The sequence below is a fragment of the Fontimonas sp. FW305-C-3 genome, from assembly GCF_058783185.1.
In genome coordinates this window covers 508,522-530,922 of record NZ_JBYSYK010000001.1, presented here as the reverse complement: position 1 = coordinate 530,922, position 22,401 = coordinate 508,522, and the positions used below count along the sequence as shown (strand labels likewise).

Sequence of the window (22,401 nt, the reverse complement as noted above, 5' to 3'; positions counted from 1 at the left end):
GGCGGGCGCCCCTCTGTTCACACTGCGAAGCGACTTACTTGGTCGCCTGCTTCTGCACGTTGGCCGGATCGAAGTAGGCATCCGGGAACGGGATTTCCTTGGTTTCCGGATCTTCGTTGTTCAGCGCCTGCGCCAGATAGCGGTTGTTCTGCAGGTCGTAGATCGTCTCGATCGCGGTGCCCGGGAACGGCTGGTCGTAGGCCTGGAACGGATGCGCTTCCTGCCAGCGCCACAGCGAGCCGCGGCGGTCATACAGGTCGACCAGCAGGATCGCCCAGGTGTCTTCGTCGATGTAGAAGCGGCGCTTGGCGAAGATGTGCGTCGTCGTCGGCTTGACCTCGCCTTCCACGATCCACACGCGATGCAGCTCGTAGCGCGGCAGATCCTGGTTGATGTGGCTCTTCTTGACGATGTCGGCAACCTTGTACTGATCGCTGTGGATCTTGTATGCGTTGTACGGCACGTAGGCTTCCTTCTTGCCGACGATCTTCCAGGTGTAGCGATCGGTTGCGCCGTTGAAGGTGTCGGTCTGGTCGTTGGTGCGCAGACCGTCGGCACCGGTACCCGGATTGTCGTAGGCGACGTTCGGTGCGCGGCGCAGGCGGCGCTGGCCCGGGTTGTACTGCCAGGCGCGGCGCGGTTCCTTGACCTGGTCCATCGTCTCGTGGACCAAGGTGATGGTGCCGGCCAGGCGCGGCGGCGTCGTGACCACCTGCAGGAAGTAGATGATGACGTTGTTCAGCGATTCCGGCGTCGCGCCCTTGCGGGTATACGGGAACATGACGTCTTCGCGCAGCTTGACGAGGTTGTAGCTGCCCGAGGTCGTCACGGCGGCCTGGCTGTTCCAGCGCTGGCCGCTCTGGCCGCGATAGCGGACCTTGTGGTTCCACACCGGCTCGACGCCGCTCTTCGGGATCGGGAACGGGATGCCCATGATCGCGCCGACCAGGGCTTCGCCGCCGCCGCCGAGTTCGGCGTTGGCTGCGTTCTTGGCGGTGGCCTCGTAGACGAAGTCCGGATACGCCGCGGTGCGGCGCGTCTGGTAGACGTTCATCTTGTAGGAGTCGGGGTACTGGGCAAACATGGCCTTCTGGCCTTCGCTGAGCTTGGCCGCGTACTGCGCCATGTTCGCCTTGGTGATCGTGAACTGGATCTTGTCGTCGGTGAACGGATCGCAGTAACGGCTGCCGAGGCCCTTGTAGCAGGCCGGCGACTTGGTCAGGCCGCCATCCCAGGCCGGGATGCTGCCGTCGGCATTGCCCGCCTTCTCGCCGCCCATCGGCGTCAGCGTGGTCTTCAGTTTGCCTGCTTCATCCGGGCTGACTTTTGCGAGCGCAGGCGCGGCCGCAAACACCATGGCCAGAGCAAGGCACGATGCATATTTCATTAGGTTTCTCCTCCACTTATGAAGAACTACCTTAGTGCAGTTTTGCGCTGCAATCCAAGCGTAATTCCGGCCTAACCGCTAAAACTGCTTGCGCAGACGCACTCCGGGCGCACCATCTTCGTAATACGCCGGCAACTGCGCCTGCTCCTGATAACCGAGCCGCTGGTACAAGGCCCGCGCGCCCGCATTGTCGGTGCGCACCTCGAGGCTCATGCCCTGCCGCCCATCCCGCCGCGCCTGCTGCTCGGCCGCCGAGATCAATTGGCGGCCCAGCCCCATGCTGCGCCAGCGCGGATCAACCGCAACTGAATAGATTCTCGCCCAGACGCTGTTCCGGCGCAGCAGGACGATCAGCGCGCCGGCGACCTGCCCCTCCAGCTCCGCGACCAGCACCCGGACACTCGTCGCGGTCAGAAAATATCGCACACTCCGCGCGGACATGCGGTCCGTGCTGAACCCCGCCTCCAGGGCGAGGATGCCGTCGACATCCCGCGGCCGGCCCGGCCGGATCCGAACGGCCGGCGCCGCGCTCATGACCGCGTGCGCGCCTCAAGCCGTTGGATGAAGTACTCCATGACCTTGCGGTACAGCGCCTCGCGCAGCACCAGATCCTCGACGCCGTGGTCGATGTTCGGGTTGTCGTTGACCTCGATGACCTTGACGACCTTGCCGAACTGCTTGAGGTCGACGCCGTACAGGCCGCTGCCCACCGCGCGGGCGGCCTGAACGCCGATGTTGATGACGGCCTTGGGCACCAGATCCAGCGGCACGGTCTCGTGGTTGCCCTCGACCTTGGCACCGGTGATGCCGCGCTTGACGACCTGCCAGTGGTCCTTGGCCATGAAATAACGGCAGGCATACAGCGGCTCGCCATTGAGCACGCCGACGCGCCAGTCGTAGTCGGTCGGCTCGAAACTCTGGCCGATGATCAGGTCGGAGCGCTCCAGCATGTCGGTCGCCTTGTCGCGCAGCTCGGCGGCGCTCTCGACCTTGATGACGCCCTTCGAGAACTGCGAATCCGGCTGCTTGAGCACGCAGGGAAAGCCCAGCTCGTGCGCGGCCTGCTTCAGATTGCGCGAATGGATCAGCACGGTCTTCGGCTGCGGAATCCGGTGGCGTTCCATCAACTGCGCGAGGAACACCTTGTTCGCCGCACGCAGGATCGACACCGGATCGTCGACGACGACCAGTCCCTCGCGCGCGGCGCGGCGGGCGAATCGATAGGTGTGATGGTTGACCGCCGTCGTCTCGCGGATGAACAGCGCGTCGAACTCGGCGACATGGCCGTAGTCGCTCTTGTCGAGGAACTCGACCTCGAAGCCGAGATCTTCCGCCGCGCGCTCGAACAGCTTGAGCGCGCGCGCGTTCGACGGCGGTTCCTTTTCCTCGTCGTTGACCAGGATCGCCAGATCGTAGCGCGCCGACTCGCGGCGCTGACGCGGGCTGCGCTTGCGCGACAGGTAATCGCGCGCGGCTTCGTACATCAGTTCCAGATGCGACGGCGGCACTTCACCCAGCGCGATCGGGCCGACAGAATCGACCCGCCATTCGTCGCCGCGATAGGCGAACTTGACCTGCAGCAGCGGCGCCGGGAACTGGTTGAACAGCGCTCGCGCCAGTCGCTCGTGGCGCTTGGCGAGGCTGCGGCCGAAATAGACGTTCATCACGTACTCGGCCGAGCCGATGCGTGCCAGCGATTGCTGGATCAGCTCCTCGACCTCGTCGTTGAGGATGCGATGCGAATCCGCCAGCTTGAGATCCTGGATCGTCGTGATGTCCGGCAGCGGCTTGTGGCCGCGCGCACCGGCGAGCAGGGAAACGTAATAGCCGGTCGACTGGTAGGCGAAAGACCGGCACAGGTTGTAGATGCGCGCGAGGCGGGCGCGGGTATGCAGCTCGTTGGTCAGATAATCCCAGGCGGTGACGACCGCGATGCCGGGAATGTCGACGGGCCAGTCGGCGGGTTGATCGACAACAATAATGCCGCTCATGAGGGCCTATGGATTCGGGATCGGGTAGACATCAAGGGTGCGCGGAACGCCGCCGCAAAGCTTCCCGATTTATTGGTCACGTCGTTGAAGCGCTGCGCCAGCATCGTAGGCAAGCGGCGCGCAAAAGTCTAAGGGGCGATGTGGCGGGCTGACAGCTACCGGAAAGCGACATACTCTTGTCGTCGAAGGATTCATCGGGGGCGCCAGGTGACAATCGGACTCAGGACTGCGCGGCGGATCATGCTCGTCGGGGCGGCATTCTTGCCGTCGCTTGGCAGCCCGCCCGCGCTCGCTCAGCAAAGCGTGCTGAACGTGGTCCGCATCAGCGGCGAGGCCGATCTGATCCGCACCGATAGGGCCGCCACCCTGCGCCCCGCCGATACCCTGCAGGCAGGCGACGAGGTTCGCACCGGACCCGACGGCCATATCGGCCTGACCTTGCCGGCCGTCGGCCAGATCACGCTCGGTCGCAGCAGCCGCCTGGGCGTGCACAGCATCGAGGCGGTCGATCCGCCGGCCCGCATGAACCTCGCGCGGCTGGTCGTTCACAGCGGCAGCGTGCAGCTCGACAGCCGCGGCGGCAGCGACCTGCCGCCGGCCGACATCCGTCTCAACGTCGGCTCGCTGCGCATTCGGATTTTCGGTGCCGCGGCGTGGATCGCCCGCGGCGACAACGGCGATGAGGTCTGCCTGCTGCGCGGCGCCCTCGAGATGCAGGGACCGAGCGGGCCGCAGCGCCTCGACGATGTCGGCAGTTGCGCGCGCGCAACGGCATCCGGCATCGCGGTCCTCGATCCGCAGGCGGCCGGCTCGCTGAGCGCGCGCCTGGCGCTGACCGCCTTCCCCGGCGATCCGGCGATTTCCAGCATCGATACGGTCGCTGCCACGAAGAAAGCCCCCGAACCGCGTCGTGCGGCGGAACCGGTCGACGACCCGCTCGCCTTCGGCTACGCGGCGCCACCGGAACTCGTGGCGCGCCAGGAAGTGGCGACGCCGGCGCCGTCCGCGAAGCCGGCGCGCAAAGCGGCCGAGCCCGCTGCGGCCGCGTCGACGGCATCGGCCGCAGCAGCAACACCGGACAGCACGCCGCGCTTCGTGCCCTACACTGCCTCGGCGACGGTGAGCGCCGATGGCGAGCTGCGGATGACGCCGGCAGCCTGGACCATCGTGCTGGCTTCGGTGCCCGACCAGGCCCGCGCCGACCAGGAAGCGGCACGCCTGCGCAAGACCGGTCTGGCGACCCAGGTCGTCGAATCGTCCAGCGGTGGCAGCAAGACCTGGCGCGTCGTCAGCGGCGCCTATCCGAGCAAGCAGAACGCGCAGGCCGACCTGCGCGAGGTCCGCAAGCGCAAAGGTCTCGGCAAGGCCTGGCTGGCGCAGCTGCAGTAGGCGGCGTCGGCACGCCGGCGCCAAAGCGCCAGCGGTCGCCGTCGGCGCAGCCAAGGCGTGCGGTTACCGCAGGTCTAGAATCGGGCATCGCCTTCTTCAGCCCGGTAGCTCCGATGACCTCGAACCGCCTGTCGCGTACCGTCAGTGTCTTCGACCGCCTGCCGGCGCCGCTCGCCCGCCGCGCGACGTCCTTGCTGTTCAACTCGCAGGTGCGCTTTGCCGGCACCGCCGGGCTGCGCTTCGAATCGCTGAGCGCGGAACGCGCGGTCGTTGTCGCAAAGAACCGTCGAAAGGTGCAGAACCACATCGGCGGCGTGCACGCGGCCGCGATGGCGCTGCTCGCGGAGACCGCGACCGGCGCCGTGTTCGGCATGAACGTGCCGGACCACGCGCTGCTGCTGCTCAAGACCATGCACATCGACTATCTGCAACGCGCGCACGGCACGCTGCGCGCGGTGGCGACGCTGGATGCGTCGACCCGCGAGCGCATCGCCAGCGAGGAGCGCGGCAACCTCATCGTGCCGGTCATCGTCACCGACCAGTCCGGCAACGAGCCGATCCGCTGCGAAATGACCTGGGCCTGGCTGCCGAAGAAAAAAGCTTGAGACGCTAGAACAGGCGCTTGCGCTTGAAGTAGAGAATCAGGCTCAGCGCAATGATCGCCAGCAGGCCCAGCACGCCGTAGTAGCCGTAGTGCCAGCGCAGCTCCGGCATGTTCTCGAAGTTCATGCCGTAGACGCCGACGATGAAGGTCAGCGGGAAGAAGATCGCGGACAGCACGGTCAGCGCCTGCATGACGCGGTTGGTCCGGTAGGCGACCGCGGCGAAATGCAGCTGCACCGCCGCTTCCAGATCGCGTTCCAGACCGCTGGAATGCGCCAGCACCCGGCCGACGTGCTCGCTGATGTTGCGATGACGCACTTCGTCGACCTGCTTCCAGTCGAAGCGCGAATTGCGATGCCAGGATTCCAGCGCCTCGATCTGGCGTTCGCACAGCGCCTCGAGCCGCCGCGCCTCGCGACGCCCGCCGAGCAGATCGCGCCAGTCGTGTTCGGTGCCCTTGGTGTCGAGCAGATCGTCCTGCAAGGCCGTCAGATGCTGATCCATCGGCGCACGGATGCGCATGTAGCGATCGACCATCGTGTCGACCATCAGGAAGGCCAGGCGCAGCGGCGAACCCGGGCACTTGAGCCGGCCATCGAGCACGCGCTCGCGCACGCGCAGGATGCTGACGTTGTCGACCGCGCGCACCGTCACCAGCACGCGCTCGAACATGAAGAACGCGGCGACACGAGTCTCGATCGGAAACGGCTCGTCCTTCGGGCCGAGTCCTTCGAAGATCAGCATGTCGTATTCCGCCGTGTGATCGAAGAACGACGGATGCTTGGGGTTGAGGCTGTCCTCGACGTGCTGGGGATCGACAACCAGACCCAGGCGGCTCTCTGCCCATTTCGCCCAATCGGCAGCCTCGCTGCGCTCGATATCGGCCCAGACGAAACCTTCCTTGGGGATCGAGGCATCGGCCGCCAGACAGGTGGCGCGGTGTCCGTTGACGAAGTGATAGAGCTCCATGCGCAGAGATTATCAGTGCCTGCGCCGATGCACAGCCTCCGCGGCCGGCGCTGTAACATGGCGGCCCACGCAGAGGAGCCCCCGTTCATGTCCCGCCATTTTCGCAACGTAGACCCCGACGGTCTGCTCGAATATTCGGTCGTGTTCTCGGATCGCGCCGTCAATCACATGTCGCAGCTGTTCCAGCAGGCGATGCGTGAAATCTCGACGATGCTGAAGCAGGTCTACAAGGCCGAGGCGGTCGCCATCGTGCCGGGCGGCGGCTCCTTCGGCATGGAAGCGATCGCCCGCCAGCTCGCCGGCGGACAACATTGCCTGGTCATCCGCAACGGCTGGTTCAGCTATCGCTGGTCGCAGATTTTCGAGATGGGCCGCATCCCCGCGGGCGAGACCGTGCTCAAGGCGCAAGCGCTCGCTGCGGATGCGCAGGCCCCGTATGCGCCGCCCGCCATCGAAGTGGTCGAGGAAACCATCCGCCGCGAGAAGCCCGCGGTGGTCTTCGCCCCGCATGTCGAGACCGCGTCCGGCATCATCCTGCCCGACGACTATCTGCGCCGTGTCGCCGCCGCCGTGCATGCGCATGGCGGCCTGTTCGTCCTCGATTGCGTCGCCTCGGGTTCGATCTGGGTCGACATGCAGGATTGCGGCATCGATGTGCTGCTGAGCGCGCCGCAGAAGGGCTGGAGCTCGACGCCCTGCGCCGCGCTGATCATGCTCAGCGCCGCCGCGAAGGCGCGCGTCGAGCAGAGCCAGAGCAGCAGCTTCGCCGCCGACCTGAAGAAATGGCTGCAGATCATGCAGGCCTACGAGGGCGGCGCGCATGCCTATCACGCGACGATGCCGACCGCCGGCCTGCTGCAGCTGCGCGACGCGATGAACGCAACGCTGGCCTGCGGCCTCGAGCACCTGCGCGACGCGCACTGGCAGCTCGGCACCGCCGTGCGCGCGATGCTGGCGGGCTACGGTTATCCGAGCGTCGCCGCGCCGGGCTTTGCCGCGCCCGGGGTCGTCGTCGCGTATACCGACGATGCCGAGATCAGCAACGCGAAGAAGTTCGCCGCGCTTGGGCTGCAGGCCGCCGCCGGCGTGCCGCTGATGTGCGACGAGCCCAAGGAATTCCGGACCTTCCGCATCGGCCTGTTCGGCCTCGACAAGCTGCAGGACATCGACGGCACCCTCTCGCGGCTGCAGACCGCCGTCGCCCAGCTGCGCGGCTGACCAAGTGGCGGCGCTGGAGTATTGTCTGCGTTCGCTGACCCTGACCCCGACCGCCGGACGGCGGCTTGCCCTGGAGCTGACATGAAGAAGCTGAGCGGACTGTTCTGTGCACTCGCCCTGACCCTGCCCGCCGCGGCGCTGGCCGGCGACGACGCCATCGTCAAAGCCCTCAAGAGTCTCGACGGCAAGCGCGCCACGGTGGTCCTGACTTCCGGCACCGAGCTGACCGGCAAGATCGCCGATGCGACCGGCGACAGCGTCAAGCTCGTCGAACTCAGCGGCAAGGATTTCTACGACGCGGTCGTCGATCTCGATCAGGTACAGGCGGTGGTCTATCGCGCTCGCGGCGATTGATCCGCAGCAGCGCGGGCCGCTGCTGACGCTGGGCGAACAGCAGGCGCTGACGGCCGCACGCGCGTCCGGCAGCAGCGCGCTGGCGCTGTCATTGGACCTGCAGCGCTCGACGGCGCAGGTCGAAGCGGGCACGAGCAGCTGGCGCTGGAACGGCCGCGAGTTCCCGTATCCGGAAAACTGCAAGGAGCGCACGATCTATCACTGGGACGGCGCGCAGTTCCAGGCGATCTCGCGCTACAACGGCGCGCTGATCAAGCTGGTGCCGACCGAGTGGGGCGCGCCGACCTTCGAGATCGACGGCATCAAGATGCTGCCGACCGCGCATGTCTCGCCGTACGCGGACGCCGAGCGCAAGGTCGGCCTGATCCAGCCGCGCGGCAAGACCGTGCTCGACACCTGCGGCGGGCTCGGCTACTTCGCCGCCTGCTGCCTGCAGCAGGGCGCGTCGCGCTTGCAGTCCTACGAAAAGAATCCGGATGTGATCTGGCTGCGCACGCTCAATCCCTGGTCGCCCGACCATAGCCGCGGCGGTGCGCTAAGCCTCGGCAATGCCGATGTCTCGGAGCAGATCGCCACACTGCCCGATGCCAGCTTTGACGCGGCGCTGCACGATCCGCCGCGCTTCGGGATTGCCGGCGAGCTGTATTCGCAGCGCTTCTACAACGAACTGGCGCGCGTGCTGCGCACCGGCGGGCGTCTGTTCCATTACACCGGCACGCCGAACAAGCTGACCAGCCGGCGCGACGTGCCGAATGAAGTGTCGATGCGCCTGCAGAAGGCGGGCTTTGCGACCGAGCTCAATGGCGACGGCGTCGTCGCGGTGAAGCGGGTCCAGCGCCCGCGCTAGGGGTCTAACCACGTAGGATGGGCTGAGTCTGACGAAGCCCATCGCGACAGGTACGCAGAACGATGGGCTTCGCTTTGCTCAGCCCATCCTACGATTGACGGGGTTCAGAACGCCGGATCGAAATTGAAGTAGATCGGATTCGACAGCGCGATCATCCGCGCGCTGGTCAACGCACTGCCCGGAACCTGCGGATACAGCGTCGGCAGGCCCTGCACTTCGACGCGGTAATAGCTGCGCCCATCTGCCGCCGGCGTATCGCTGAACGTGATGCTGCGCGAAACCGTCGTGAAGCGGTCGAATTCGGCGCCGTCCTTGGTGACGGTCACCGTATAGAGCGGAATCAGGCCGCTGCCGCCGACCAGATCGATGCGGAAGTTCACCGGTGCGCCGGTCGCGCGCGCGTTGTCGCCCATCATCAGGTCCATCTCGCCGTCGCCATCGGTATCGGCGTACAGCTCGACGCGCTCGGCCAGCGGATTGGCGCTGACCGACACGCGGCCGTTGTTGAGCGCTTCGATGACGGCCTCCGCGCTGCGTTCACGCGCATACACCCAAGTCGTCGGCGTGCCGACGAAGTTGGCATAGCCTTCGAAGAAGTTGCTGGTCCACTCGGTCGGGCTGATCATCGCGTTGTGATGCGCGTCGCTGCCGCCGCGTGCGGTCAACCGGCGACCGGCCTTGAGCAGATCGTCCCAGACCAGCATGGAGCCGGCGTTCTTCGACCAGATCGACGAGTTCCAGACTTCGATCGACTTCACGATGTCGTAGCTGAAGCTGAAAGTGTCGCCGCCGGCGGGATGATTCGCCGACAGGTGGATGCCGAGATCCTTCACGACCTTGCCGATATCGGCATCCCGCTCGTCGCGGACGTCATACAGCCGCTGATGATCGTAAGGCTGCGCGGCAATCGCATTGCCGTGTCCGCGGTGCGTCGTCCATTCCGCGCCGTAGAGCATGACCATCGAATCCGACCGGTAGTCGGGATCGGCCCAGGTGTGATGCGCGACATCGCCATCGACATGATTGTCGTGGTCGGTCGCGATGAAGTAGTCCATGCCCACGCTTTCGGCGAAGGCGATCAGCTCCTTGAGCGGATTGTCCGCGGCATCCGAGCTGTGGTGCGAGTGCAGATGCAGGTCGCCCTTCATCCATGCGCCGCCGTCGAGGCTGGCTGGCGGCGGAACGTCGCCGCCGGCACCCGCCGTGGGTTCATCGTTGCCGCCGCCGCAGGCGCTCAGCAACAGAGCGAACATGAGGGTCAATCGGGTGGCGATACGGTGCATGGAATCCTGCTGGGTGCGTCACGAAACGGCGGATTATCGACGTGTTGTATTGCGCGGCTGTGATGCCTCAGGCGCGACCGGGCGCGGCGATGCCCCTGGCCTTGCGCTGTGGATCGATCAGGATCTTGGCGTGCTGTTCGGGATCGCCCAGCGCATTGAAGGCCGTCTCGACATCCGCCAGCCCCACCGTGCCGGTCACCATGTGCGCGCAGCTGACCTTGCCTTCGGCGATCAGGTGCAATGCGTCGCGGTACTCGAGCGGCGTGTAGCCGAGCACGAAGCGCATGTCGATTTCCTTGTTGATCGCCATCGACGGCTCGATCGTGTCGGCCTGCATGCAGACGCCGACGACGATGACGCGCGACAGCAGCGGCGCGCCCTCGATGATCTTCTGCAGCACGCCCGGCACGCCGACGCACTCGAAGACCACCGGACTCTTCGGCATCAGGCCGAGCTTCTCGCCAAGCCGCCAGGTGTGCCACCAGGGCACCGGCAGCTTGCCGAGCTTTTCGCGCGTGCCGACGCCCAGCTCGAGCATGTCGGCCAACCTGACGGTAAAACCGTATTGCTTCCAGTCCGCGTACGGAGATTCTTTCGCCGGATCGACGACGACATCGGCGCCGCAGCTTCGCGCCAGCGCGCGCCGGCCGGCGGAGAAGTCGCTGGCGACAATGGTCTTCACGCCGTTCGCGCGCAACATGCAGATCACGCCGAGACCGACCGGGCCGCAGCCGATCACGATGGCGACATCGCCGCGCTTGATCTCGCTGCGGCGCACCGCATGCAGCGCGACCGCCATCGGCTCGGTCAGCGCCGATTGGTCCGGCGGCAGGCCATTGGGCACGCGCTCCAGCATCTCCTCCTGCACCAGCACCTGTTCGGCGTAGGCGCCCGCGACGCGGGCGGACAGGCCCAGCAGCTCGATGTCCTTGCCGCTGCGCATCAGCGGCACCGCGCAGACCTGCGTTCCGGTCTTCAGCTTGCGCGTGGTCCCCGTGCCGTAATCAAGAATCTCGCCGCAGAACTCGTGGCCGAACACGATCTCCTCGGCCGCGCTGGGGAAGTGCGGATAGCCGGCGCGCTTGACCAGCTGCGCCATGTGATCGCAGTGATGGCGCAGATGCAGGTCGGAACCGCAGATGCCACAGCGCAGCACCTTGAGCAGCACCTGGCCCTTGGCCGGCTTGAGTTCGGCGCGGTCGACGACGCGCAGTTCGCTGTTCTGACAGACGACAGATTTCATGAGGCTCCCCCGGATTGGAATCCGTCCGCCGCGATACCGGCATGGATGAATATTTCCAGCTTCTGCCCTGCGGCACCGGCTGACAAGCTAGGCTAAACGAACTTTGCAGTCGCCGGGCTTTCAGGGGAACCGCATGCGCGCAGGACAGGGACGATTCACCGGCTTGCTGGCGGGCATGCTCGCACTGACGCTGCTCAGCGCCTGTGGTGACAGCACGCCGGTCGGCAGCGGCGGCGCCGGCGGCGGCACCGCGGTCTTCGTCGACCGTCAGCGCGCGCAGTGCGTGCTGAACAGCCCGTATCTCGCCGTCGGCGAAGGACTCGACGCACCCGGCCGGCTCGAAGTGCCGGTGCCTGCGGTCGGCAGTCCGTCCAGCTGTGCCGGCAACCAGCAGTTCCGTTTCGGCAGCGGCCTGTACGACATCACCGGCGTGGTCGCCAACACCAGCGGCATGGGTTGGGAAAATCCGGCACAGGTCTTCGGCGGTCTGCATCAGCGCCAGTACTCGCGCGCCTATGCACTCGAGTCGCCCTGCAACGGCAAGCGCGTGATGATGATCGTCGCCGATATCGCGATCATCACCGGCGCCCTGCGCCAGACCCTGCTCGCCGACATCGCCGCCGACCCCGGCATGGCCGCTGCGTACACGACCGAGAACCTGATGCTGTCCGCCACGCACACCCATCAGGGTCCGGCCGGCTATTCGCATCACCTGGCGCACAACCTGCTGCACTTCGGCTACGACGACGACACCTTCCAGGCCATCCGCAGAGGCCTGTTCGAATCGGTCAAGCGCGCGCACGCGAATCTGCAGGCGCATCCGCAGACCGCGCGCATCGGCATCGGCAGCGGCGAGCTGCTCAACGCCAGCATCCAGCGCTCCGCGCCGGCCTACGAGAGAAACAGCGAAGCCGAGCGTCGCGAATTTCTCAATGCGCGCGGCGAAGAGGTCCGCAACAACAAGCGCGCGGTGCAGCTGAACCTGATCCGCGGCGACGGCTCGGCGGTCGGTGCGATCAACTGGTTCGGCGTGCACGGCACGGTGATCGGCCCCAATCTGCATCTGGTCAGCTCGGACAACAAGGGCTACGCGTCGCTCGGCTTCGAGAGGATCATGAAGACCGACTACCGCGCCGAGTCCGGCACCGACAACTTCGTCGCGGCGTTCCCGCAGGCGGATCAGGGCGACGCCTCGCCGAACCTGTTCATCCTCGAACGGCCTTTCCCCGATCCGACCCGCGGCGGCGGCGCCGACGACTACGAGTCGAATGCGATCTCCGGCACCAAGCAGCTGGCCAAGGCGCTGCAGCTGTACCGCAGCAACGCCGCGATCAGCGGACCGATCGACTATCGGCAGTTCTACGTTCAGATCGACGCGATCGAGGTCACCGATCCGGTCGTGCTCGCGAGCCTGCCGCATCCGGCCGAACTCGACGCGCCGGTCAAGCGCACCTGCACCGGCGCGCTCGGTCCGTCCTTCGCCGCCGGCGCCGAAGACGGCCCGGGCCCGGCAGTGGAAGGCGTCAGCTGCGCCTCCGGGCTCGACGTGCTCGCCGCCGCGCGCGCCGATGTGCAGACCCTGCTCGACATCCAGCTGCCGACCACGATCGGGCTGCCGGCGCACCTGATTCCGGCCAACCTGGTGTCGGCGGTGGCGATGTGCAATCTCCAATATCTGCCGGCGGTGCCCGGGGTCGGCGATTTCGGCTGCCATGCCGAGAAGCCGGTGCTGCTGCCGGTCGGCGCGGGCGGCATCGCCTCGACGGAAGCGACGATCCTGCCGCTGCAGCTGATCCGCATCGGCAACCTCGCGATCGCCGCACTGCCCTGGGAAGTGCCGACAATGTCGGCGCGGCGCATCCGCAAGACGCTCTATGAAGTGCTGGCGCCGGCCGGCATCGACACGATCGTCGTCGCGTCGCTGAGCAACGACTTCGTCCACTATCTGCCGACGCGCGAGGAGTACGCGGCGCAGCAGTACGAAGGCGCATCCGACATCTTCGGTCCCTGGACGCTCGCCGCCGTGCAGCAGGAAATGCGCAAGCTGGCGATCAGCCTGCGCGATGATGCCGCCGCGCCGGAAGGCCCGGCCTATATCGACGGCCTGACCGTGCTGGTCCGCCCGCCGTACATCGCCGACGACCTGCCGCTGCCGAGCGCCTACGGCACGCTCACCAGCGACGTGCCGGCCGCCGCTGCGCCGGGCGATATCGTCAGCGCAACATTCCAGGCCGGCCACCCGCGCAACGACCTGCGCACGCAGGCCAGCTATGTCTACGCCGAGCGCCAGCTTGCCGACGGCGAATGGGAAGTCGTTGCCGAAGACCGCGATCCGGAACTGGTCTTCAGCTGGACGCCGATCGTGCCCTCGTTGCTGCCGATCGACGTGCCGGTCACCGGCGGGCTGTCGTCAACCGCGACGGCGACCTGGACGATTCCGCGCAATACGAAGCCGGGGACGTACCGGCTGCGGCATGAAGGTTCGGCGCAGACGCTGGTGCTGCCGCTGACGGCGTACAGCGGCGTGTCGAGTCCGTTCATTGTCGAAGGCGAGGTATCGGCCTGTCCTTGAGGGGAGGCCGAGTCTCTCGATACACCGGCTTCGCCGGCACTCGAGACGAACGGACTGTTGTGGATGCTTCGGGGAGACGACCCCCCGTTCGTCTCGAGTGCCGCGCGCTTGCGCGCGGTGTATCGAGAGACCGCAACAAACCTTGGCCCACAAAAAAGCCCGCCGATCCGGCGGGCTTTTTCGCAAGCGGTGCAACTTAGGCCTTCAGCAGATCCTCGATCGCGGCGCGCTCTTCGCGCAGTTCGTTCTCGGTGATGGTCATGCGGCCGCGGCTGAACTCGTCGACCGACAGACCCTGGACGATTTCGTACTTGCCGTCCTTGCAGATGCAGGGATAGCCGTAGACGATGCCCGGCTTGATGCCGTAGCTGCCGTCCGACGGCACGCCCATCGACACCCACTTGCCGTTCGAACCCAGCGCCCAGTCGCGCATGTGGTCGACGGCAGCCGAAGCGGCCGAAGCGGCCGACGACAGGCCGCGCGCCTTGATGATCGCGGCGCCGCGCTGCTGGACAACCGGGATGAAGTCCTTCTCGATCCAGTTCTGGTCGACCAGCGACTTCGCCGCCTTGCCGCCCACCGTGCAGTGGCTGATGTCCGGGTACTGCGTGGAGCTGTGGTTGCCCCAGATGATCATCTTCTCGATGTCGTTGCCGTGGATGCCGGTCTTGCTCGCGAGCTGCGAGACCGCGCGGTTGTGATCGAGGCGGACCATCGCGTGGAACTGCTTCGGGTCGAGGCCCTTGGCGGCGGTCGCGGCGATCAGCGCATTGGTATTCGCCGGGTTGCCGACGACGAGGACCTTGATGTCCTTCGAGGCCTTGGCGGCAATCGCCTTGCCCTGCGGTCCGAAGATGCCGCCGTTGGCGGTCAGCAGGTCCTTGCGCTCCATGCCGGGGCCGCGCGGGCGGGCGCCGACGAGCAGGGCGTAATCCGTGCCTTCGAAAGCGGTCATCGGATCGGAATGCGCTTCGATGCCGGCAACCAGCGGGAAGGCGCAGTCTTCGATCTCCATGATCGTGCCCTTGAGCTTCTCCTGGACTTCCGGCACCGGCACTTCGAGGAGCTGCAGGATGACCGGCTGGTCAGGGCCGAGCATGGAGCCAGAGGCAACGCGGAAGATCAGCGAGTAGGCAATCTGGCCGGCGGCGCCAGTGATGGCGACCTTTACGGGCTTTTTCATGTTCAGGGAGCTCCGAAGAAGCAAGGTGGGAATGCTGCGGGGCGGCAATTTTAACCGCAGTCCGGCGGCCGCGCAGGCCCTGCCGGAACAGGGCCTGCCGCCGCCGGAAAAACCCTAGCCGGTCTGCTGCAGCACCAGCCGCGGCGGGGTTTTCAGCACCTGCCGCAGCGACAGCCAGCCCAGGCCGGCCACGATCACGGCGCCGGCCAGCGTGCCGATCAGCCACAGCAGGGGCCGCGGACCATAGGGAATGTTGAAGACCTGTTCGGCCAGCACCCAGGCCACGCTCTGCGCGGCAATAGCGGCGACCAGGCCGGCAATCGCGCCGAGCACGGCGTATTCGCTGATCAGGCCGCGGGCGATCAGGCCGGAGCTGGCACCCAGCGCGCGCAGCAACGCGGCCTCGCGGACGCGCTCGGCGCGCGTGCCCTCGATCGCGGCGAGCAGTACGGTGAGGCCGGCGGCCAGCGTGAACAGGAAAATGAACTCCACCGCGGAGACGATGCGCTCGACGATGCCGCGCACCTGCGTCATCACCGCCTCGATGTCGAACACGCTGATGTTCGGGAAGCGATCCGCCAGTTCGCGCAGCAGCGGCCGCTGGTCGCGCGGCAGATAGAAGCTGCTGAGCCACTGCGCGGCCACCGTGTCCGGGATCGCGCCGGGCGGCGTCAACAGGAAGAAATTCGGCTTGAAGCTGTCCCATTCGACGGTGCGGAAGTTGTGCACCTTCAACTCGACTTCCTCGCCGGCGAAGTCCAGCGTCATCGTGTCGCCGAGCTTGAGGTTCAGCCGCTTGATCGCGTACTCGTCGGCCGACAGCAAGCGCTGGCCGTTGCCGGCCTCGCCCCACCATTCGCCCTGGGTGATCTTGTTGTCGGGATTGAGCGTCGTCGACCACGACAGATTGAAGTCGCGGTTGATCCAGCGCTGTGTCTCGGGATCGGGGAAGGTTTCCGCCGTCACCCGCTCGCCGTTGAGCGCAACGAGGCGCCCGCGCGCCATCGGCCACAGTTCCAGATTTCCGTAGCCTCGCTCGGCGAAGAACGCGCGCAGATCCGTGACCTGATCGCCCTGGATGTTGATGAGGAACTGGTTCGGCGTGTTGTCCGGCAGTTTCTTCTGCCAGCTCATCAGCAGGTCCTCGCGCACGACCGACACCAGCAGCAGCGCCAGCAGCGCCAGACCCAGCGCGGTGACCTGCGCCACCGTCGCCGCGCGCCGTCGCGCGACATTGCCGAGGCCGAAGCGCCAGGACATGCCGACCCGCTTGCGCAGCGGCTGCAGGGCCAGCACGACCAGATAACCGAGCAGTGCGAGCAGCAACAGCGACGCCGCCGATCCGCCGAGCACGATCAGCGCGAGCTTGGCATCGCCGGTCGCCATCCACAGCAGGCCGGCACCGGCCGCGAAAGCCGCGAGCCAGACGCCGCGCGACAGCGAACTCGATTCCAGGTTGCGTTGGAACACGCGCATCGGCGGCGTGCGGCGCGCCTCGAGCATCGGCGGCGCGGCGAAGCCGAGCAGCATGAAGAAGCCGAGCCCGGCTGCGGTCAGCAGCGGCAACAGCGGTGCCGGCGGCAGTTGCAGCTGCATCAGTTCGGCGAGCAGCCGCGTCAGCACGTCCTGCGCAAACCAACCGACCAGCGCACCGACGCCGGAGCCGATCAGCCCCAGCAGCGCGAGCTGCAGCAGCAGCGCCCGCGCCAGAAAGCCCTGCCGCGCGCCCAGGCACTTGAGCAGCGCGATCTCGTCGCGCAGCTTCTCGCCGTACTGACGCGCCGACAGCGCGACCGCGGCGGCGGCGAGCAACGTCGCCGCGAGAATCGCGACATCGAGAAACTGCCCGGCGCGTTGCAGCGCGTTGCGGATCTCCGGCCGCGCATCCTGCGGCGACTGCCGCTTCACGCCCTCCGGCAGCTCGTTCGCGGAGAGTGTCTCGATGGCAGCGGCATCGCCGGCGACGAGCAGGCTGTACTGCGCGCGGCTGCCCATGCCGACCAGACCGCTGGCCTGCAGGTCGGCGGCATTCATCATCAGGCGCGGCGCCAGATCGGAGAACCCGTTGCCGCGATCCGGCTCGCTTTCGATCACCGCGCGTACCTTCAGCTCGATGGCGCCGACCTTGATCGTCGCGCCGGGCGACAGCCGCAGCTCCTGCCACAGCCGCGTGTCGCCCCAGGCCTCGCCCGCTGCCGGGAGCCCGGTTGCGGGTGCCGCCGCGCCGAACAACTCCGGCGCGATCTGCAGCTGGCCGCGCAGCGGATAGCCGGCGCCGACCGCCTTGATCGACGCCAGTGCGCTGGTCTCGCCGACGAAGACGACACTGGTGAAGCCGACCAGCGTGGCGGTCTGCAGGCCCAGTGCGCCGGCTTCGACCGCGAGGCTGTCGGGGATCGGCTTGCGCGAGCTGTAGAGCAGATCGCCGCCGAGCGATTCGCCGGTCTGCTGGGCGAGGCCGAGGCGGACGCGCTCGGTGAACAGGTTGACCGCGCCGACTGCGGCAACCGCCACTGCGAGCGCCAGCGCCAGGATGAAAAGCTCGCCGCTGCGCCAGCCCCGGCGCAGGCGCCGTGCCGCATGACGGACCGCGCTCATGCCGCGACTCCTGTTGGGCGCATACACTGAACTCCCTTAGAATTCCGACGGTCAGAGCGGCTTCGATGCCGGCCTCCGGCACCACCCCTGCCACCTGGCGAACCATGAATCGACGCACCGAACTCGATGCGCTGCGCGGCCTGCTGCTTGCGCTGATGACGCTGACGCATCTGCCGTCGCGTTACTCGGTGTACAGCAGTCAGGCGTTCGGCTTCGTGTCCGCCGCCGAGGGCTTCGTGTTCCTGTCCGGCCTGGTCGCCGGAATGCTGTACTGGCGCGGGCTTGGCCAGCACGGCGAACAGTGGATGCGCGCAAAACTGTTCGCCCGCGCACGCGAGCTGTATGCCTGGCATCTGGCGCTGCTGGTGTTTCTGTTCACCGTCGGCGCCGCGCTTGGCCACTACGTGGAACGGCCGCTGCTGCGCAACCTGCTCAGCTTCTATTTCGAACAACCGAGCCTCGCGCTGTGGACCGCGCCGCTGCTGCTCTATCAGCCGCCGCTGCTGGACATTCTGCCGACCTACGTCGTGCAGCTGCTGCTGACGCCGATCTGGCTCGGCCAGGCACGCCGTCACGGCTGGGCAAAGGTGCTGCTGTGCAGCGCACTGATCTGGCTGTTCGCTCAGGTCGGCGGCCGCGCGATGCTGCTCGACGGCTTCAATCTGATGACCGGCGACAACGTGCCGACGCTGCCGCTGCCGGCGCTGGGCTTCTTCGACGATTTTGCCTGGCAGCTGCTGTGGGTGTTCGGCCTGTGGTGCGGTCATCTCGTTGCCGAGCATCGGCTGGCCGCGCAGCTGCCGCGCCGGTCGCTGCGCGTCGCCGCCGTGCTGGCCACAGTCGCCTATCTGGCCTGGTATCACGGCCTGCTGGAGCTGCTGCTCGGCGCGGTGAATCTGCCGCTGCTGGCGCATGGAGATCTGCCCTTGTTCGACAAGATCGTGCTGCGGCCGCTGCGCCTGCTGAACTTCGCGGTGCTGGCGGTCACCGTCGGCCTGCTGCTGCCGCATCTTTCCAAGCTGGTGCGACGCACCGGCATGGCGATACTCAGCCTGCTGGGGCGCGCCTCGCTGAGCGTCTTCGCGACGCATCTGTTCCTCGCGCTGCTCGCGTTCGCGCTGGTCGACCGCGACGAGAATCCGCTCGACGGCGCCACCGAGGCCTGGATGCTGCTGGTGGTGTTCGGCTCGCTGTTCGCCGTCGCCTGGCATCACGAGTTCAAGCGACAGCGCCTTTGAGGTCGACGGGCCGTCCTGCTCAAGCATGCAGGCGGCCCTCGCGCAGATGCAGCGTGCGCCCGCAACGTGCGGCGAGCTGCGTGTCGTGGGTCACCAGCACCAGTGTCGTGCCGACGGCCTGATTCATCTGGAACAGCAATTCGATGATGCGCGCACCGGTCGCGCTGTCGAGATTGCCGGTCGGCTCGTCGGCGAACAGGATGCGCGGCTGGCCGCAATAGGCGCGCGCGATCGCGACGCGCTGCTGTTCGCCGCCGGACAGCTGATGCGGATAGTGGCTGAGGCGCTCCGACAGGCCGACGCGCTCGAGCGCATTGCGCGCACGCGCGTCGGCATCGGCAAGGCCGGCCAGTTCGGCGGGCAGCATCACGTTCTCCAGCGCGGTGAAACCGGACAACAGCTGAAAGGATTGAAAGACGAAGCCGACGCGGCCGGCGCGCAAGCGCGCGCGCGCATCTTCGTCGAGTCCGTTCAGCCCCTCGCCGTCGAGATGAATCTCACCGCTGGACGGCAGATCCAACCCCGCCAGCATCGACAGCAGCGTGGTCTTTCCGGAACCGCTGGCACCGACGATGGCGACCGATTCGCCGGCCGCGATATCGAGATTGACGTCGTCGAGGATCGTCAACGGATGCCCGCCGCTGCTAACCTGCTTGCCTACCCCCCGCGCAACCACTGCACTGGTCTGACTCATGATGCGATCCTTGATGCGCGCAAGCGCTTTGCTGTTTCTGTGTTTGTCGACACTGCCGGCACGGGCCGAGCCCGCTGCACCGGTTACGCCGCCCTTGTCGCCGGCGCCAGTGATCCTGATTGTGGGTGATAGCCTGGGCGCCGCCTTCGGCGTGCCCAAAGAGCAGAGCTGGCCCGTGCTGCTGCAGGCTCGACTGCAGGAGCAAGGCTATCGACACCGCGTCGCCAATGCCAGCATCAGCGGCGATACGACGGCCGGCGGCCTCACCCGCCTGCCGAACCTGCTCAAGCGTCACAAGCCGGAATGGCTGTTGCTCGAACTGGGTGCGAATGACGGCTTACGTGCGCTGCCGCTGAATCAGATGCGCGCGAATCTCACGCAGATGATCGATCTCGCCAAGGCGGCCGGCGTGAAGACGATCCTGTTCGAGATGTATATCCCGACCAATTACGGCCCCGAGTACACCAAGGGCTTCACGCAGAGTTTCCACGACGTTGCCGAAGCAAGCGGCGTGCCGCTGATCCCGTTCTGGCTGCAGGCGATCGCGACCGACCCCAAGGCCTTCCAGAGCGACGGCCTGCACCCCAATGGCACGGCGCAGCCGGCGATGCTCGACGGCGTCTGGCCGACCTTGCAGAAAGCGCTCGGCGAACCGAAGCGCTGAAGCCGGCCTGAAACGATCGATTCACGCATCCGGATCAGACTGGGCGACGTAAATCCGAATGGCTTCCCCATCCCTTTCGTTTATCTGACATGAAAATCGCGGTCATCGGCTCGGGCATTTCCGGGCTGTCTGCAGCCTGGTTTCTCGCTGGCCGGCACGAGGTCACGCTGATCGAGCAGGACTACCGCGTCGGCGGTCACACCAATACGATCATGGTCGGCGACCAGCCGGTCGACACCGGCTGGATCGTCTACAACGGCATCAACTATCCGAACCTGACCGCGCTGTTCGCGCAGCTCGGCGTGCAGACGCGGCCGACCAGCATGTCGTTCGGCGTATCGCTCGATCGCGGCGCCTACGAGTGGAAAGGCAGCGACCAGCTGTACAGCGTGTTCGCGCAGCTTTCGAACCTGCTGCGGCCGACCCACTACCGCCTGATGCTCGACATCCTGCGGCTGAACTCGCACTGCAACGCGCTGCTGAAGAGCGGCCAGCTGCCGGACGGATCGCTCGGCGATTTCCTGCGCGATGCGAAGTTCTCGCCGGAACTCGGCGCACGTTATCTGCTGCCGATGGCCGGCCTGATCTGGAGCTGCTCGCCGCGCCAGGCGATGGCCTACCCGGCGGCCGATTTCATGCGCTTCTTCGAGGCGCACAGCCTGTTCACCGCGACCCAGCAGCCAACTTGGCATACGGTCATCGGCGGCAGCCATCAGTACGTGAAGCAGTTGCTCGCGCAGTATCAGGGCACGCTGCGCCTCAACACCCGGGTCGACAGCCTGCGGCGCGTTGCCAACGGCGTCGAGGTCTGCAGCGGCGGCCATCGCGAAACTTTCGACCGCGTGGTCTGCGCGACCCATTCCGACCAGGCCCTGGCCCTGCTCAGCGACGCCAGCGGCGCCGAGCGCGAAGTGCTGGCCGGCATTCCGTACTGCAGCAGCCGCGTCGTCCTGCATACCGACACGAGCTACCTGCCGAAGCGCCGCAGCGTCTGGGCCTCCTGGAACTACATCGAGGACGACGTCGACTTCCGGGCCGCTGATTTTGAACGCGAAATTCACGATCGGCCGATCACCGGCAGCTACTGGATGAATCTGCTGCAGGGCATTCCGGGCCAGACCGAGTACATCGTCACACTCAATCCGACGCGGCCTATTGCGCCGGACCACATCGTCTATGACACCATCTACCAGCACCCGCTGTATGGTCCGCAGAGCGTCATGACGCATGCGCGCCTGGCAGAGATCCAGGGCAACGGCGGGCTGTGGTGGGCGGGAGCATGGAATGGCTACGGCTTTCACGAAGACGGACTCAAGTCCGGCCTGCGTGCCGTCGCCGGCATCGATCGGGGGTGTCTGCCGCAATGGGCGCAGCTGTAGACCAGGGGAACAGCGCACACCACACGCCGGGCGAATCGCCCGACGGGGCGCTTTATGCTGCGCGCGTGATGCATCGCCGCCATGTCGCGCCGCTGTACCGTTTCGTCTATCGCGTGTTCTACCTGCTGGTCGACATCGACCGCGCCGAGACGCTGGCCGCGCGCCTGCGCTTCTTTTCGTACAACCGCTTCAACCTGCTGTCCCTGCATGCGCGCGATCATGGCGACGGTCGCGGCCTGCGCGCCTGGGCCGAGGCGACCTTGCGCGCGCAGGGCGTCGAACCGGATGGCGGGCGCATCCGCCTGCTCGCGTTTCCGCGCGTGCTCGGCATGGCCTTCAATCCGATCAGCCTCTGGTATTGCGAGCGGCGCGACGGCGCGCTGCAGGCGGTCATCGCCGAGGTCAACAACACCTTCGGCGAGAAACACAGCTACGTGCTGGCCGATGCATCGCTCGCCTTCGACCGCGGCGTCGAGAAAGAGAAGTGCTTCCACGTCTCGCCATTCTTCGATCGCAGCGGCAGCTACCAGTTCACGCTGAGCGCGCCGGGCGAGCGCCTGCGCGTGGTCATCAAGCAGCGCCGCGAAGGCGCACCTTCGCTCGATGCGACAATCGCCGGCGAGCGGCGGCCCCTCACGGACATGCAGATCGTCCGTCAGGTGCTACGCATGCCCTGGATGGCCGCAAAAGTCGTCGCCGGCATCCATTGGGAAGCCCTCAAGCTCTGGCTGCGCGGCGCCCGGTTTCACAGCAAGCCCAGCCAGCTTGATCCAAAAGTCAGCTAGCGCC

At 66.6% G+C, this 22,401-nt stretch carries 19 protein-coding genes; 10 read left to right on the top strand and 9 right to left on the bottom strand.

Annotated features, from left to right (window positions below; all coding sequences use genetic code 11):
- Positions 1-34 precede the first annotated feature (34 nt).
- The 3 genes from AC3WUF_RS02430 to AC3WUF_RS02420 form a co-directional block, all read right to left on the bottom strand.
- Positions 35-1,387, bottom strand: coding sequence for a DUF1329 domain-containing protein (locus AC3WUF_RS02430; protein ID WP_492422054.1), 1,353 nt, complete (start codon positions 1,385-1,387; stop codon positions 35-37).
- Positions 1,388-1,465: 78 nt separating this feature from the next.
- Entirely contained in the window at positions 1,466-1,921 is a 456-nt protein-coding gene (locus tag AC3WUF_RS02425) for a GNAT family N-acetyltransferase (RefSeq protein WP_492422052.1), read from the bottom strand.
- On the bottom strand, positions 1,918-3,378 hold the full coding sequence (locus AC3WUF_RS02420; RefSeq protein ID WP_492422050.1) for a RimK family ATP-grasp domain-containing protein: 1,461 nt from the start codon (positions 3,376-3,378) through the stop codon (positions 1,918-1,920). Before AC3WUF_RS02420 ends, AC3WUF_RS02425 begins: the two co-directional genes overlap by 4 nt.
- Before the next feature lie 303 nt (positions 3,379-3,681).
- Here AC3WUF_RS02420 and AC3WUF_RS02415 point away from each other — a divergent pair, with 303 nt between their 5' ends.
- Positions 3,682-4,767: an SPOR domain-containing protein gene (locus AC3WUF_RS02415; RefSeq protein WP_492422048.1), complete on the top strand. Its 1,086-nt coding sequence runs from the start codon at positions 3,682-3,684 to the stop codon at positions 4,765-4,767.
- Between the two features lie 113 nt (positions 4,768-4,880).
- On the top strand, positions 4,881-5,372 hold the full coding sequence (locus AC3WUF_RS02410) for a DUF4442 domain-containing protein (RefSeq protein ID WP_492422046.1): 492 nt from the start codon (positions 4,881-4,883) through the stop codon (positions 5,370-5,372).
- 4 nt (positions 5,373-5,376) lie between these two features.
- On the opposite strand, the gene AC3WUF_RS02405 is transcribed toward AC3WUF_RS02410, so the two are convergent.
- On the bottom strand, positions 5,377-6,339 hold the full coding sequence (locus AC3WUF_RS02405; RefSeq protein WP_492422044.1) for a magnesium transporter CorA family protein: 963 nt from the start codon (positions 6,337-6,339) through the stop codon (positions 5,377-5,379).
- Between the two features lie 87 nt (positions 6,340-6,426).
- Between AC3WUF_RS02405 and AC3WUF_RS02400 the strand changes: the two genes are divergently transcribed.
- The 3 genes from AC3WUF_RS02400 (at position 6,427) to AC3WUF_RS02390 (ending at position 8,758) form a co-directional block, all read left to right on the top strand.
- Complete coding sequence (locus tag AC3WUF_RS02400) at positions 6,427-7,557, top strand: aminotransferase class V-fold PLP-dependent enzyme (RefSeq protein WP_492422042.1); 1,131 nt, start codon at positions 6,427-6,429, stop codon at positions 7,555-7,557.
- Between the two features lie 81 nt (positions 7,558-7,638).
- Positions 7,639-7,911: a hypothetical protein gene (locus AC3WUF_RS02395; RefSeq protein WP_492422040.1), complete on the top strand. Its 273-nt coding sequence runs from the start codon at positions 7,639-7,641 to the stop codon at positions 7,909-7,911.
- On the top strand, positions 7,799-8,758 hold the full coding sequence (locus AC3WUF_RS02390; RefSeq protein WP_492422038.1) for a class I SAM-dependent methyltransferase: 960 nt from the start codon (positions 7,799-7,801) through the stop codon (positions 8,756-8,758). The genes AC3WUF_RS02395 and AC3WUF_RS02390 overlap by 113 nt, the downstream gene beginning before the upstream one ends.
- Positions 8,759-8,862: 104 nt before the next feature.
- On the opposite strand, the gene AC3WUF_RS02385 is transcribed toward AC3WUF_RS02390, so the two are convergent.
- Both AC3WUF_RS02385 and AC3WUF_RS02380 read right to left on the bottom strand, forming a co-directional pair.
- The gene (locus AC3WUF_RS02385) at positions 8,863-10,011 is read right to left on the bottom strand and encodes a CehA/McbA family metallohydrolase (protein ID WP_492422036.1); all 1,149 of its coding nucleotides are present in this window, start codon (positions 10,009-10,011) and stop codon (positions 8,863-8,865) included.
- A 97-nt stretch (positions 10,012-10,108) separates the two neighbouring features.
- Positions 10,109-11,284, bottom strand: coding sequence for a zinc-binding dehydrogenase (locus AC3WUF_RS02380; RefSeq protein WP_492422034.1), 1,176 nt, complete (start codon positions 11,282-11,284; stop codon positions 10,109-10,111).
- 133 nt (positions 11,285-11,417) lie between these two features.
- Between AC3WUF_RS02380 and AC3WUF_RS02375 the strand changes: the two genes are divergently transcribed.
- Complete coding sequence (locus tag AC3WUF_RS02375) at positions 11,418-13,856, top strand: neutral/alkaline non-lysosomal ceramidase N-terminal domain-containing protein (RefSeq protein WP_492422032.1); 2,439 nt, start codon at positions 11,418-11,420, stop codon at positions 13,854-13,856.
- Between the two features lie 196 nt (positions 13,857-14,052).
- Here the strand turns inward: AC3WUF_RS02375 and AC3WUF_RS02370 are convergent, their stop codons facing one another.
- Together AC3WUF_RS02370 and AC3WUF_RS02365 are read right to left on the bottom strand one after the other, a co-directional pair.
- Positions 14,053-15,039 (bottom strand): malate dehydrogenase, encoded by a 987-nt coding sequence (locus tag AC3WUF_RS02370; RefSeq protein ID WP_492422030.1) that lies wholly within the window; start codon positions 15,037-15,039, stop codon positions 14,053-14,055.
- A 114-nt stretch (positions 15,040-15,153) separates the two neighbouring features.
- The gene (locus AC3WUF_RS02365; protein ID WP_492422028.1) at positions 15,154-17,637 is read right to left on the bottom strand and encodes an ABC transporter permease; all 2,484 of its coding nucleotides are present in this window, start codon (positions 17,635-17,637) and stop codon (positions 15,154-15,156) included.
- Between the two features lie 104 nt (positions 17,638-17,741).
- Here AC3WUF_RS02365 and opgC point away from each other — a divergent pair, with 104 nt between their 5' ends.
- Positions 17,742-18,875: an OpgC domain-containing protein gene (gene opgC / locus AC3WUF_RS02360; protein ID WP_492422026.1), complete on the top strand. Its 1,134-nt coding sequence runs from the start codon at positions 17,742-17,744 to the stop codon at positions 18,873-18,875.
- 19 nt (positions 18,876-18,894) lie between these two features.
- Here the strand turns inward: opgC and AC3WUF_RS02355 are convergent, their stop codons facing one another.
- A complete protein-coding gene (locus AC3WUF_RS02355; RefSeq protein WP_492422024.1) occupies positions 18,895-19,569 on the bottom strand; it encodes an ABC transporter ATP-binding protein in 675 nt (224 codons plus the stop codon).
- A 121-nt stretch (positions 19,570-19,690) separates the two neighbouring features.
- On the opposite strand from AC3WUF_RS02355, the gene AC3WUF_RS02350 reads away from it, so the two are divergent.
- The 3 genes from AC3WUF_RS02350 to AC3WUF_RS02340 all read left to right on the top strand — a co-directional run bounded on the left by AC3WUF_RS02350 (position 19,691) and on the right by AC3WUF_RS02340 (position 22,397).
- Complete coding sequence (locus AC3WUF_RS02350) at positions 19,691-20,233, top strand: arylesterase (RefSeq protein WP_492422022.1); 543 nt, start codon at positions 19,691-19,693, stop codon at positions 20,231-20,233.
- An 89-nt stretch (positions 20,234-20,322) separates the two neighbouring features.
- Positions 20,323-21,612: an NAD(P)/FAD-dependent oxidoreductase gene (locus AC3WUF_RS02345; protein ID WP_492422020.1), complete on the top strand. Its 1,290-nt coding sequence runs from the start codon at positions 20,323-20,325 to the stop codon at positions 21,610-21,612.
- A complete protein-coding gene (locus tag AC3WUF_RS02340; RefSeq protein WP_492422018.1) occupies positions 21,597-22,397 on the top strand; it encodes a DUF1365 domain-containing protein in 801 nt (266 codons plus the stop codon). Before AC3WUF_RS02345 ends, AC3WUF_RS02340 begins: the two co-directional genes overlap by 16 nt.
- Positions 22,398-22,401: the final 4 nt, after the last annotated feature.